A 12,253-nucleotide genomic window follows, 5' to 3' on the forward strand; every position below is an offset into this window, starting at 1 on the left:
TCATCCTCAAATTATCTGAAAATCGCGCAAAGCATCATTTGGTTTGCGTGGGTAAAGCCCCCACTTTCGTGCATCCACTGCTGCCCGAAGGAAAAAACACCTAAACTGGGTATGTCGCCAAAACTGACTCGCAATTCACGCGCCAAGCTGCGCTTCGTAGCTTCGTCCTTTAATGTCGACGTCCCGCAAAAGACGACCAATCCGGCTCGGGGGGGATCATCCTGCCCGAAGGACGCAAGTTCCCTCAGAATGGACACGCGCGAGGCAAGCGTTTCCTTGTCGCTCTTCATACCCCACAGCCGTTCGCCTTCACGGATATCGGCCATCACGCCCAGACTGCCATCCTCGAAAACCTGATAGGGTTGGATCAATGCGTAATCCGGAGCCTCTGAACCTTGCCCAAGGATACGTCCCAGAGGGGCGGCCATCCTGTATGGGATCGGGCCCGCGTTAAAGGCGTCGTCAGCGGCGACAAGCGCGACAACGTCCGTCCATCGGCCATAAACGCGCGCGGCCGGTTCCCCGTCTATGCTTTGAATCCGTCTTTGGTCGGCAGAGGTCACCACACCATGCGACGGCGTCGGCTCATATCCGCAATCACAGGCCGTCGTGATCGAACAAGATGGAAAGAGGACGGAAACCACCGCACCTTCCTGATGAAAGCCCTCGGGGGAAAACTGCGCCCATTGGCCCGTAAGGTCGTCATCTGCGCTGCTTGCCCCGATGATCTGGGTGCTGGCGCCGACAATGGACCGCACGCCAGACAGAAAGGCTTCCTCCTTTCCGGGCGCACAAGAAAGGAAAAGCAGCTCCGGGGCCTCTCCTGCCCGGCCTGCAGCCCGCAAGGCCCGCTCTGTGGTTTCCCTGCCAATCTCTTCGGCATCGCCGTCCAGTTTGGAAGAAGCAGAGCCGTAGCTTCCCTTCGGGTCATAGATGGCCAGCGCGCCCAAAAGCGGCAGGGTCGTTTCTGGGTCCCAATCGGTGGTAACCACACCATTCGAGGACGTCGCCCCATGAATGGCGCATCTATCCAGCTTCGGTGCGATTTCACGGTAGAAACTCTGCTCTGCGACCGCAGGCGTTCCAAAAAATGCCACGAACTGTGGCGAATCGGGCTTGTCCGCTGCCCGAGTCAGCTTTGATAGGATGTCCTTTCCGGCATGAGTTGGATCCGAAAAGACAGTCGATACACTAACGATCCGCATCCGATATAGCTCCTTGTCGAGAGACTATACCGCTTAATGGATAGAGCGGGGGGGCGCGGACGGTTACTGAAAATATCCATAAGGATACTTTGACCCGCTTTCGCCAAGGATTCTGCTCCTTTGCCTGCGAGAGTGCAGGGCGCGTTTCGGTTAAACATCAAGTTGACACAATTTTGCCGAAATCCGGAGGCCGCCGTGAAAATGACCAACCTGTCGACCAACACCGAACTGCTGGCGAACAAGTCCGTGACCGCTATCGAGGTTCCAAAACTCGCGATCGGCCGAAAGGTCGCCGACGATGAACTTTGGCTGCGTCTGGACGAGAAACTTGCTGAACGTGACGAGGAATTGCGCAGAGCACGTTCGCGGAAGCAAGCCAAGGGCCTGTTCGCGCGCTTGTTTCAGGGCATGGGTATCAGCCGCGTCTGATCGCGCTTTTCGAAACCTGTTCAGGTTTCTGATGAGTTCAGGTCGGTCAAACTAAACCGGAATATTGTCGATCAAACGCACACCATCAAGCCATGCCGCCGCCAACATGCGCCGTGCGCGGGCAGGATCATCCGAAGGCATAAGCGTCTCGGCATCGCGCAATTCAATATATTCAACCCGGTCAAACCCAGCCGCACGAATGGCCTCTGCGGCTTCGCGAATGGCCATCCGGTCCGATTGGCCCGCGCGAATATCTGTCGCCGCCGCCATGATTGCTTCATACAGCACATGCGCCTTGGCCCTGCCCTCGGGCGTCAGCCGCACATTGCGCGATGACATCGCCAGCCCATCGGTTTCCCGGATCGTTTCACAGCCGACGATATGGACCGGGATATTCAAGTCGCGCACCAGCCGCAGAACCACCTGCAACTGCTGCCAGTCCTTCTGACCAAAATAACCGCGGTCGGCCATCGTCATGCCAAAGAGCTTGGTTACAACCGTCGCTACGCCATCGAAATGACCGGGCCGCATCCTGCCTTCCAGAGGTTCCGAAACGCCCCCCACGGAAACCGTGGTGATGAATCCGTCGGGGTAAACCTCTTCGGGCTGCGGGGCAAAGATCAGGTCCACGGGAACCGTCGCCAACAGGGCGGCATCGGCCTCTTCGGTGCGCGGATATTTCTTCAGATCATCGGGGTTGTTGAACTGCTTGGGGTTCACAAAGATCGTGGTGATCACCCGTTCGCATTCTTTGCGGGCCCGCCGCGCAAGGCTCAGATGGCCCTCATGCAGCGCGCCCATCGTGGGGACAACGCCCACCATCTCTCCGGCAGCTTTCCACGCGCGGACATGGCGGCGCAATTCTTCGACGGTGCGAACGATCGGGGCTGTTGTCACGATTTGGCCTTTGCGGGAAGGGCATCAGGGAAAGAATGTTCTGCGGCCGGGAATACACGGCCCCGCACTTCTGCGGCATAGGCGGCAATCGCCTCATCCGCGGACTTGCCCAATTCGGCATAGCGCTTGACGAATTTCGGACGGAACTCGGTGAAAAGGCCCAGCATGTCATCGACGACCAGCACCTGACCGTCGCAATCCACGCCTGCACCGATCCCGATGGTCGGAATGGTCAGCGCCTTGGTGATCCGGCCCGCCAGACCCATCGGCACCTTTTCCAGAACGATGGAAAACGCGCCCGCCGCTTCGCAGGCCTTGGCATCGGCCATGACTTTGTCGGCCTCACCTTCACGGCCCACCACCTTATAGCCGCCCAAGGTGTTCACCGATTGCGGCGTCAGCCCCACATGCGCCATCACCGGCACCCCGCGAGAGGTCAGAAAAGCGATGGTCTCGGCCATCGTCTGCCCGCCTTCCAGCTTGACCGCCGGAGCCCCGGTTTCGGCCATCAGCCGGGCCGCGTTGCGATAGGCCTGCTGCGGGCTTTCCTCATAGCTGCCAAAAGGCATGTCGATCACCGGCATCGCCTTCGTAAGCCCCCGCACGACCGAGCGCCCATGCAGGATCATCATCTCCATCGTCACGCCAACGGTCGAGGACATCCCATGCAACACCATGCCGAGACTGTCGCCCACCAGCGCAATGTCACAATGCGGATCGACCAGCCGCGCGACCGGGGTCGTATAGGCCGTCAGCACCACCAAAGGCGCAGCTCCCTTTCGGGCTTTGATATCCGGGGGCAGGACAGGACGGACAGGGGCGGTGGCACTCATCTCGCGGGTCTCCTCGCGCCGTGTTCTTCAACTGCCCGTCATAAGTGCACACCTACCCCCCTTTGTGCAAGAAATTTACGCTGCACTGCGGCAAGCCGCCCGGTCTTGACGTTGCGTTCCGGCTGAGGCCCAATTCACAGGAAAGCGGAGGATAGAATGACCCTGACCGATGTCGCCCTGATTCATAAGGTAACCCGTGCCAATTGTGACCCCGAAGTGGATCGCCCAGACCCGGAAAAGGTTCTGGCTGGCGATCCGGTCCATACGACGTGGAATCTTGAAGATCATGACGGCCTTTATTGCGGATTGTGGGAATCCACCCCCGGCAAGTGGCGCGTGTCTTATGCCGAATGGGAATATGTCCACATCCTTGCCGGCCATTCGATCCTGACCGGCAGCGACGGCAGCGTCACCCATCTGCGCAAAGGCGACAGCTACATCATCCGCCCCGGCTTTGAAGGCACATGGGAAGTGGTGGAAACCACGCTGAAAGACTACGTCATCCGCAGTTAACGCGGCTTGCGGCTGACCAAGGCCACCCCCGCCCCGGCCAGCGCCAACCCGGCCCAGGCCAGGGGCGGCATCGCCTCACCCAAAAGCGGCCACGCGAACAAGGCCGACATGGCGGGCACAAGGTAGAACAGCGAGGACACCCGGCTGACCTCGCCCGCGCGGATCATCGCCAACAGCAGCGACATGGCCAGAATGGAATTTCCAATCACCAGATAGGCCATGACCGCCACAAATTCGGCATTCCAAGAAATGCTGATATCCTCGGTCAACAGCGCCAGCGGCACTGTAAAACCCGCCCCGACCGCATATTGGATCAGGTTTGACACCACAGGGTGATGACTGACCCCAAACCGCTTTTCGTAAAGCGTACCCGCCGTGATCCCGAATAGGGCAATGACTGTCAGCACTACGCTCAGAAAGGGCTCTGCCCGAACGCCGCTGCGTGACCAGATGACAATCAGCGCCCCGGCAAGGCCCAAGGCCAAACCGACCCAAGCCCTGCGGTTCACTGGCTCGCTCAGCAGGCGTGGGGCCAGCAATGCCACCAGAATGGGTTGCAGACAAACGACGATGGCCACGCCCCCCGCCGACATCCCGGCCTTGAAGGCCAGATAGCACAGCCCGAAATAGACGACCTGAATCAAAAACCCGACCAACGCCACATCGAACCACGCCCGCCCGGTCTTGGGCAGCGGTGGTCGCATGACCAAGGCAATCGGCGCAAGCAGGACCAGAACCAGCGAATAGCGCAAAGCCAACAACGTGATGGGCTGGGCATGGTTCAAGCCCAGCTTTGCAATGGCAAAACCCGCAGACCAAAGGATCAGGAAAATAGCAGGGGCCAGTGTCAGCCAAAGGGGGCGTTTGTCTGTCATGGCGAAACCATCGTGAAAAGGACAAGGAAAGAGAAGGGGCCACCGTCCGATTTGAACGATGGCCCCAGTGTCAGCGGCGATCTGGACTTATTGCAGCGGCACGTCGCCAGAATCTGCCGGCAATCCATCGCGCGGGTCGTCAAAGACCGGAGGCGGGTCATTGGCCACGGCTTCGGCGCCGTAAATGTGCTCGGGGTCGACATGACGTGCCGGAAGTTCGACACCGCGTCCGAAATTCTCGGGGTCAACGCGCAGCGACTCTGCCTCGGACCGAACATGAACGCGGGTGCCAAGGGGCACCAGATCAAACAGGTAGATGATGTCCTGATTGAACATGCGAATGCAGCCCGCCGATCCGGAATTGCCGATCGACTCGATGTCGTTCGTGCCATGAATCCGGTAATGCGTGTCACGGCTGCCTTTGTATAGATACATCGCCCGTGCGCCCAAGGGGCTGCGCTGTCCCCCCGGAATGCCGCGCGCAAAGGGGCCATAAACGTCTGGCTCTGTCCGTAGCATGTTCGCTGTCGGCGTCCAGCCCGGCCATTTGCGTTTGATTTGAATTGTGCCGTCGCCCGAGAATGCCTTGCCCGCACGGCCGACACCAATTGGAAAACGCAGCGAGCTGTTTCCTTCCCGCACGAAGTACAGGAACTTTGCATAGGGATCGACGTCAATCGTTCCGATCGGCTGTTCGCCCAGATAGGTGCCCTGAATTCGACGGTTCGGACTTTGGGTATACTGCGACGGAATTCCGCGCAGCGTGTAACCGCTGTCGAAGATCGGGCCATAGCCGTCGTCGTAACGCTCTGTCGGAACTTGTTCGGTCGGCGCTCCGGCACAGGCGGCAAGGGCCGAGAACCCGCTCATGGATAAAAACAGGCGGCGGGACAAAGCAGGGGTAAACATGAGAATCCTTTGGAATCGCGTCGCGACTTCGTAGCATGCCAATTTTGAGGGTGAAAAGCCTTGTCAGCCGGATCGGTTCCCTCCGATTGATCAGAAATTTGGAATAAATCGTTAGATGAGGCGCATTTGCAGCACTAGGCCTGCCTTTGGTCGCTCGCGGCTTCGTGAAGCCCGGAATATCGACAGGACGCCGTGCAAGGCCTAGCCTTGCGACCATGTCGATGGTGAAACGTTTCTTCGTGATTGCCCTCACCCTCTTGCTTTTGCCTTGGGGGGCATGGCTTCGTGCGGCCGAAGCGGCGCCGCGCCATCCGACCAGCCCTGCACTCTCTGCCCCGGTCCAGATCCGCGTTGCGCCCGAACCCGTTCGTCGCTGCGGAACGGCCAAGGCTCCGGGTTCGGTGTGCCAGTTGGAATTGGCTCCAGACGAGGTAGAGCTTCCTCTTCCCCCCGGTGCCGAGGGGCAGGCTCTGACGGCAGATAGAACAGTCACCCCAACGGAATGGGCCGGGCCTGTGCTGGTCCCGCCGCCCCGGCTGAACTGATCCAGCCCGCGCCCCTTGGCGCCCTTGATCTCTTCACCGTTAGGATTTCCCATGCTGACACGCCGTCTGTTCTGTGGCGCAGGTCTTGTCCTGCCGCTTTCCGCCTGCCTTCCCCAATCCCCCGCCGAGGTTTCCCGCAGCCCTGTGCCGCCGCCTGATCTGCCGCCCCTGCCGCCGATCTACGGCGCACGCCCAGAGGAGCCCTATCCTGTCCCAGCGGTGCCCGAAGGCGTTGTCCCACCGCATCTTTGGCGGCAAAGCGCAGCCAATCCTTTCCCTGACGAGGCTCCGGGCAGCATCGTCGTCAACCCGCTCTCGGGCTTTCTCTATCTGATCGAAACGCCGGAAACCGCCCTGCGCTATGGCGCCGGAACCGGGGCTGCGGCCTTTGCTTGGTCAGGCACCGCCCGGATGCAGTTCAAACGCAAATGGCCGGTCTGGAAGGCCCCCGACAGCATGATCGCCCGCCGCCCGGAATTCGCGCCCTATTCCGTCGCCAATGGCGGCATGCCCCCCGGTCCCGGAAACCCGCTGGGCGCAAGGGCGCTTTATCTCTTTCAGAACGGCCAAGACACGCTCTACCGCATCCACGGCGCTTGCGAGCCGGAATATTTGGGCAAACGCGTCTCCTCCGGCTGTGTCCGCCTGCTGGATCAGGATGTGATCGACCTTTACGAACGCGTGCCCCACGGCGCGACCATCCGCGTCCTCTCGGCCATCGAGGACAAGGCCCTTCGCGGCCTTTATTAAACGAAAAGGGCGCAGCCACCGGCCGCGCCCCCCCTTATTTCCCCGAAGACGACCTCAGCCGACGACGTTGAACCCCGGACCATAGGGGTATTTGGTGATATTCTCGTTGCCATCTTCGGTGATGACCAGAATGTCATGCTCACGATAGCCACCGGCCCCCGGCTCGCCATCGGCAATCGTCAGCATCGGCTCCATCGAGATCACCATCCCCGGCTCCAGCACGGTGTCGATGTCCTCGCGCAGTTCCAGCCCGGCCTCGCGGCCATAGTAATGCGACAGGATGCCAAAGCTATGGCCATAGCCAAAGGTCCGGTATTGCAGCATCTGCCGCTCGGCAAAGAACTCGTTGATCTTATGGGTCACTTCCGCGCAAGACACGCCGGGCTTCAACAGGCTCATCCCGTATTCATGGGCCGCCACGTTATGCTCCCAAATCCGCAGGCTGGCATCATCCACTTCGCCCACAAACAACGTCCGCTCCAGCGCCGTGTAATAGCCCGAAATCATCGGGAAGCAGTTCAGTGACAGAATATCCCCGCGCTTCAGCTTGCGGTTCGTCACCGGGTTATGCGCGCCATCGGTGTTCAGCCCCGACTGGAACCAAACCCAGGTGTCGCGATATTCCGCATCGGGGAAGCGCTTGGCAATCTCGCGCTCCATTGCATCACGGCCCGCAATGGAGATCTCCAGCTCCGTCGCGCCCTCACGGATGGCGTCTCGGATCGCATAGCCACCCACATCGGCCACATTGGCCCCGTGCTTGATCATCACGATCTCGGCCGCCGACTTCCGCATCCGCTGTTCCATCGTCGCGGGCGCAATATCCATCCCCCGCTTCGGCTTCAGGAAAGCGTTCAGCTTCTCCGCCCGCTCCATCGTCAGATGGTCGGCCTCGCAGCCAATGTTCTTGCCCTCGCCCGTGACACTCGCCACCGCCCGCCAGAAGTTGTCACGCTTCCAGTCGGTATAGGTGATGTTGTCCTCGATCGAGCGCCGCCACGGCTGGCCCGCATCAATCCCCGCGCTGATCGTCACGCATTTGTCCGGCGTGACCACACAGGCATAGGGCCGCCCGAACGAGCAATAAAGGAAGCCCGAGTAATAAGCGATGTTGTGCATCGAGGTCAGCACAACCGCGTCCAGCGAATGCATCTCCATGATGTCGCGCAGGCCCGCAAGGCGCGCATGATATTCCGCATCCTCAAACGGCAGCGCATCTTTGCGCCCGCCATTGTGATAGCGATACATTTCGGGGCGGTTCAGTGTCATTTGGTTCAGACCCTTATACGCGGGGCCCAAGCGTTCAGGACCCCGAAAGGTCCCGGCGTACAGGACGGAAGCGGTCTCTCTCCGCAAGCGTCGGGGGAGTCTCCCCCTGCGGCGACGCCATCGCCACGGCTCGCGCGGGAAGATGCCTGAGGCTGCGGATTCTGGCAAGGGGGTATGGTTCGGCGATCAGCCCCTCTGCCCATCGTCAGATCTTTCCTTCTGGCACAGAATCAAGGCGCAAAGCGCCGCCGTGTATGCCATTGGTTTCGCCATCGGTTCGAGAAACCAATGGCATGGCCCGACCTCCCCCCGGGAGGGCGCGTTAACAATGATGCCAGCAGAACCGCTGTGGGAGGTTTTGCACGATAAAGCGCACAAATCCAACGACGGCGCGCCATCCCGAGGTCGGGCGCGAAGACGCCTGAGGCCGGGGATTCTGGCAAGGGGGTATGGGGGAAAACCATCCATATCCGCATTGCGTCATAAAATCCAAGATCTTTTTCGGGCACGTGGGTAGTCGTCGCTAGCCCTGCGTTTCACGCCATTCTTTTATCGATCGAGTTAGGTTTGAGAGTGCGAACCCTCGGCTAGCCCTAATGTTCAAGGAAGCGAATTCCGTCGAAAATTTAACGACATCTTCTCCAAACGGCACAAATTCAAAACGTCCGCCCTCATCGTCCCTGCTGGGATCATAATCCACGACACGCCAAGAGCCGAGGACTTCGCCGTCTCGTGTGACAACGTCTCCGTTCGCGAGGTCAAGAGAATAGCCAGATTCCAGCCATTCATCGTGGCCAATGAAGTTGATGGGATAGAGAAGCTCCATGTAATGACCTCTAGATCAAACAGTCATGGATAATTTCAGCGAGCTTGATAGCTCGCACTACTTGTTCTGACAGAAACATCATAGAACCCGTTATTCTTTAGTGCGAATTTCAATATGTGTCGGGGCGTCTGGTTGGTCGGGCCAAGAGTCACTGTGGATACAGCGTTCTCTGGGATTGCAATGGGGATGTATGGCCTAATCGCCTTGCCTGTGCCTTTAAGCTTAACTCCTTGAAGTGAATCTAGGTCTCCATACGTGAACAGCCTCCATTCTTTTTCCTCTCGGAACGCCCCATTCTTAACTGTGAAGAGGGCTCTGGCAGCATTCTCATACTTTTCGTGCTTTTCGCCGTTTGGGCCAAAGTTGACTGAAATATTGCCAATTCCCGTTGAGCCATTTTCACTGTAACGTCCGGCATCTTCGCCGAATGCGTCATAAAGCACCTTAATAACTTCTTTTATTTCTTTGTGGTCTTGGTAGCCGTAAGCGATTTTGGTCAAACTTAGTTTGTTCACCTCATGATTGCGAGCGAGTGTATCCAAAACCTCTTTACGGAAAGTGATAGAGAAACCCGCGCCATCATCGGCGTAACCTCGCCATTGGCTTAGAAGATCACGCTCTTCAGAAAAGCATACGCCTAATGCAAGGCGATCATTGCTTGCCATGTCTAGGCATAACTCCGCGCCTCGCTGTGCAAGCCGCCTTTCGGTGAACTGCTTTGGAGTGAATAGGCCCAGCCAGTAGTCCCGCATCCATCTCCCCTCAGCCGCATCGTTTGACTGAGATAATGAAGTTAGCCAAAGCTGTTTCTTCTCGAGAAACGACAGAAAGACATGTTCGCTGCAATAATACGTTAGCTCTTCTACCAATCGAAGTCTGTCCTTAGGTTAACGGGTAGGCTGACTTCATTCGAGAATATACGGCAAATGATTGCAAGATCATATTCCAAGAGCTAGTAACGTCCATTTCGACCCAAGCACCCCCAAACCTTAACACCCGGCAAATCCTTCCCCTTAACCCATTGATCTCCCGTACTCACTCTTGCGCCCGCAACATGGCGGCGCGCCCTCAACCCCACCCCCTCCCGAACCAAACCACCCCCCACCCCCAGTTGGTGCTGGCTATTTTTGCCGTCTCCCCCTACAGTCCCTTCAGGCGCGCGGGTCTTCGTGCGGCGTCGTCACGGGGCCGACCTTGGCCCTGACTTCTGTCCCGGACGCCCGGTTCAGCACTGCGTCCACCCTCGGCCCAATCCATCGGTAGATCGAAACCCCGGCGACAGGCGCAGCTGCGTCTTGGCCGTTTCTTTTCCGCACCGGGCCATCACAAAACGGAGAACCCAATGGGCAATTTTGTATCCAAACCGCCGTTCGATCTGACCGCCTTTCTCAGCCAAAAGGCCACCCCGGCACAGACCCGTTTTCGGGGCAGACCCGAAAATCGGTTTCGGCCCAAGTCCGAGGCAGAGTCGCCCATGGCGGAAGAAAGCAGCGATGACATGGACGAAGATCTGCCCAAGGCGGCACGGTCTGACGGTTCCGACAGCTAAGGCCCCGGTCTCTTGGCGGTTTGCCGCCAAGGGCGTCTCTTTGCGGGCATCGGGGACAGGGGTTAACATTTGGTAAAAATGAAACTGTAACCAATTGATGCAAAAAGGTATTTTTTGCGTCCCCGACGGGGACGGTCTTGTGTCCCCGATTTTCCCTGCCATTTTCGCGCCGATCTAGTCCCATGATCCCATGCGCCCCACCAAGCGCGACCAAGCCGATCTTCGCGCCTTTTGCCGCGAAATCTGCTATACTCCCCGTAATGGCGGGCATTCCCGGGAAAGGGGGATCGCGATGGGCTTGATTGACCACGTCACCCAGCCCTGGAAGGACTGGCGCCCCGGCGTCTCGACCCGAATGCGCATCTCGGCCCTGACCGGCGCCTCCTCGCTCTCGATCTTCGAACAATGGGTCGATCCCGGGCTTGGCGCGCCCATCCACTGGCATCCGGTGAAGGCAGTCCTGACCGTGCAGGCGGGCGCGGCCGAGATCTGGATCGAAGGCCAATCCTTTCACGCAAGCGCGGGCCAGTCGGCACTGATCTCCGCAAAGCGCCGCCACAGCTTCCGCAACGTCGGGTCTGACAAGCTCCACATGCTGGCCATCCTCGCCTCCCCGGTTTTCGAGGCCCATTTCGATGATAGCGCCGCGCCTGTCCATCGCTGGGGCCCGGATCCCGGGGAAGGCCGAGGCCCGCGGTGACGCCCCCCCGGAGAGCCTTTGCGGGCCTTGCATGAATAGGCAGCCCTCGCGCGATTAGTTATATCGATACGATGCGGGCGCCCATGGCAGAGAAGGGCAGGCAGAGAAGGGCCCGCCCAGACCCAGCCGCCACACCGTCCATCGCGCCTTCTTGCAGCGGGGGACCCTATGGCCAGTAATGGAAATCCATTTCGGCGCAAGCGGCAAGCTCTCTGACCAGATCGCCGCGAAACTGGCCCAGACAGGCAAGGCCATCGCGGATCTGACCCCTGCCGATCTTGCCCCCGTCGATGAATTCCACATCCGCGGGCGCAAGGCCGCGCTCGAACTGGCCGTCCAAATGAACCTCACCCCCCGCCTCGCTGGTGCTCGACACCGGAAGCGTTCTCGGCGGCCCTGTCCGGATACTTGCCGAAACACATGGCTGTCGGGTGCAGGGCATCGACCTCACCGCAGAATTCTGCGAGGCCGCCACCACGCTATCAGACTGGCTGGGTCTGCCCTTTGGGGACGGGCATTTCTACACGGCCACCACGGTCCATGTCGCCATGAACCTCCCCGCCAAGGACCGTCTCTATGCCGAGGCGAGTTGCACGCCGAAGGCTGGCAGCCGCTTCGCCGTCTATGATGTCGTTCAAGGCCCGGGCGGCGCCGTGCATTTCCCCGTTCCTTGGGCGCGGGAGCCTTCGATCAGCCATCTTGCCATTGATGAAGAGATGCGCAGCTTGCTCACCGCCGCGGGCTTAAAGATCTTGTCGGTTCAGGAGGCCATCGACTATAGCCTTGTCTGGTTCCAGGCCATGGCCTGCCGCCCTGCGTTCACGCCCGCCCCACCCTCAAACCGGTGTCGTCCCGAACGGATTCAACGGGATCTGGTCGCCCGAACCCGGCACCCTTGCCGCCGATGCGCGCCGGCCCGCCGGTCCAAGATCCCGGCATCGTGAACACCTGCC

Annotated in this window: 16 protein-coding genes; 7 read left to right on the forward strand and 9 right to left on the reverse strand. The window is 59.5% G+C overall.

Annotated features, from left to right (window positions below; translation table 11 throughout):
• Window positions 1-11 precede the first annotated feature (11 nt).
• Entirely contained in the window at window positions 12-1,205 is a 1,194-nt protein-coding gene (locus ACSBLW_RS15670; protein ID WP_435257532.1) for an FIST signal transduction protein, read from the reverse strand.
• 201 nt (window positions 1,206-1,406) lie between these two features.
• Here ACSBLW_RS15670 and ACSBLW_RS15675 point away from each other — a divergent pair, with 201 nt between their 5' ends.
• The gene (locus tag ACSBLW_RS15675) at window positions 1,407-1,634 is read left to right on the forward strand and encodes a hypothetical protein (RefSeq protein ID WP_435257533.1); all 228 of its coding nucleotides are present in this window, start codon (window positions 1,407-1,409) and stop codon (window positions 1,632-1,634) included.
• 51 nt (window positions 1,635-1,685) lie between these two features.
• On the opposite strand, the gene panC is transcribed toward ACSBLW_RS15675, so the two are convergent.
• Together panC and panB are read right to left on the reverse strand one after the other, a co-directional pair.
• Window positions 1,686-2,531 carry a pantoate--beta-alanine ligase gene (gene panC / locus ACSBLW_RS15680; protein ID WP_435257534.1) on the reverse strand — a complete coding sequence of 282 codons (846 nt, stop codon included), beginning with the start codon at window positions 2,529-2,531 and terminating at the stop codon, window positions 1,686-1,688.
• Complete coding sequence (panB, locus tag ACSBLW_RS15685; RefSeq protein WP_435257535.1) at window positions 2,528-3,364, reverse strand: 3-methyl-2-oxobutanoate hydroxymethyltransferase; 837 nt, start codon at window positions 3,362-3,364, stop codon at window positions 2,528-2,530. The genes panC and panB overlap by 4 nt, the downstream gene beginning before the upstream one ends.
• Before the next feature lie 156 nt (window positions 3,365-3,520).
• Here panB and ACSBLW_RS15690 point away from each other — a divergent pair, with 156 nt between their 5' ends.
• Window positions 3,521-3,877, forward strand: coding sequence for a cupin domain-containing protein (locus ACSBLW_RS15690; RefSeq protein ID WP_435257536.1), 357 nt, complete (start codon window positions 3,521-3,523; stop codon window positions 3,875-3,877).
• On the opposite strand, the gene ACSBLW_RS15695 is transcribed toward ACSBLW_RS15690, so the two are convergent.
• On the reverse strand, window positions 3,874-4,752 hold the full coding sequence (locus ACSBLW_RS15695) for a DMT family transporter (protein ID WP_435257537.1): 879 nt from the start codon (window positions 4,750-4,752) through the stop codon (window positions 3,874-3,876). The genes ACSBLW_RS15690 and ACSBLW_RS15695 overlap by 4 nt on opposite strands.
• Window positions 4,753-4,839: 87 nt before the next feature.
• Window positions 4,840-5,622, reverse strand: coding sequence for a L,D-transpeptidase (locus ACSBLW_RS15700; RefSeq protein ID WP_435257538.1), 783 nt, complete (start codon window positions 5,620-5,622; stop codon window positions 4,840-4,842).
• Window positions 5,623-5,876: 254 nt separating this feature from the next.
• Here ACSBLW_RS15700 and ACSBLW_RS15705 point away from each other — a divergent pair, with 254 nt between their 5' ends.
• On the forward strand, window positions 5,877-6,206 hold the full coding sequence (locus tag ACSBLW_RS15705) for a hypothetical protein (RefSeq protein ID WP_435257539.1): 330 nt from the start codon (window positions 5,877-5,879) through the stop codon (window positions 6,204-6,206).
• A 51-nt stretch (window positions 6,207-6,257) separates the two neighbouring features.
• Window positions 6,258-6,956, forward strand: a complete 699-nt coding sequence (locus tag ACSBLW_RS15710; protein WP_435257540.1) for a L,D-transpeptidase — start codon at window positions 6,258-6,260, stop codon at window positions 6,954-6,956.
• Window positions 6,957-7,010: 54 nt separating this feature from the next.
• On the opposite strand, the gene ACSBLW_RS15715 is transcribed toward ACSBLW_RS15710, so the two are convergent.
• From ACSBLW_RS15715 to ACSBLW_RS15725, 3 genes are all read right to left on the reverse strand, one after another.
• Complete coding sequence (locus tag ACSBLW_RS15715) at window positions 7,011-8,219, reverse strand: M24 family metallopeptidase (RefSeq protein WP_435260136.1); 1,209 nt, start codon at window positions 8,217-8,219, stop codon at window positions 7,011-7,013.
• A gap of 529 nt (window positions 8,220-8,748) precedes the next feature.
• Window positions 8,749-9,051 (reverse strand): hypothetical protein, encoded by a 303-nt coding sequence (locus tag ACSBLW_RS15720; protein ID WP_435257541.1) that lies wholly within the window; start codon window positions 9,049-9,051, stop codon window positions 8,749-8,751.
• A gap of 35 nt (window positions 9,052-9,086) precedes the next feature.
• On the reverse strand, window positions 9,087-9,716 hold the full coding sequence (locus ACSBLW_RS15725) for a DUF2971 domain-containing protein (protein WP_435257542.1): 630 nt from the start codon (window positions 9,714-9,716) through the stop codon (window positions 9,087-9,089).
• Window positions 9,717-10,393: 677 nt separating this feature from the next.
• Here ACSBLW_RS15725 and ACSBLW_RS15730 point away from each other — a divergent pair.
• Both ACSBLW_RS15730 and ACSBLW_RS15735 read left to right on the forward strand, forming a co-directional pair.
• Complete coding sequence (locus tag ACSBLW_RS15730) at window positions 10,394-10,600, forward strand: hypothetical protein (RefSeq protein WP_435257543.1); 207 nt, start codon at window positions 10,394-10,396, stop codon at window positions 10,598-10,600.
• A gap of 190 nt (window positions 10,601-10,790) precedes the next feature.
• The gene (locus tag ACSBLW_RS15735) at window positions 10,791-11,300 is read left to right on the forward strand and encodes a cupin domain-containing protein (protein WP_435257544.1); all 510 of its coding nucleotides are present in this window, start codon (window positions 10,791-10,793) and stop codon (window positions 11,298-11,300) included.
• Window positions 11,301-11,466: 166 nt separating this feature from the next.
• On the opposite strand, the gene ACSBLW_RS15740 is transcribed toward ACSBLW_RS15735, so the two are convergent.
• Entirely contained in the window at window positions 11,467-11,676 is a 210-nt protein-coding gene (locus ACSBLW_RS15740; RefSeq protein ID WP_435257545.1) for a hypothetical protein, read from the reverse strand.
• Between ACSBLW_RS15740 and ACSBLW_RS15745 the strand changes: the two genes are divergently transcribed.
• Window positions 11,666-12,244 (forward strand): hypothetical protein, encoded by a 579-nt coding sequence (locus tag ACSBLW_RS15745; protein ID WP_435257546.1) that lies wholly within the window; start codon window positions 11,666-11,668, stop codon window positions 12,242-12,244. The two genes, ACSBLW_RS15740 and ACSBLW_RS15745, sit on opposite strands and share 11 nt — an antisense overlap.
• The last annotated feature ends 9 nt before the right edge of the window (window positions 12,245-12,253 follow it).

Source organism: Thioclava sp. FR2 (assembly GCF_051200875.1).
Taxonomy (GTDB): Bacteria; Pseudomonadota; Alphaproteobacteria; order Rhodobacterales; family Rhodobacteraceae; genus Pseudotabrizicola.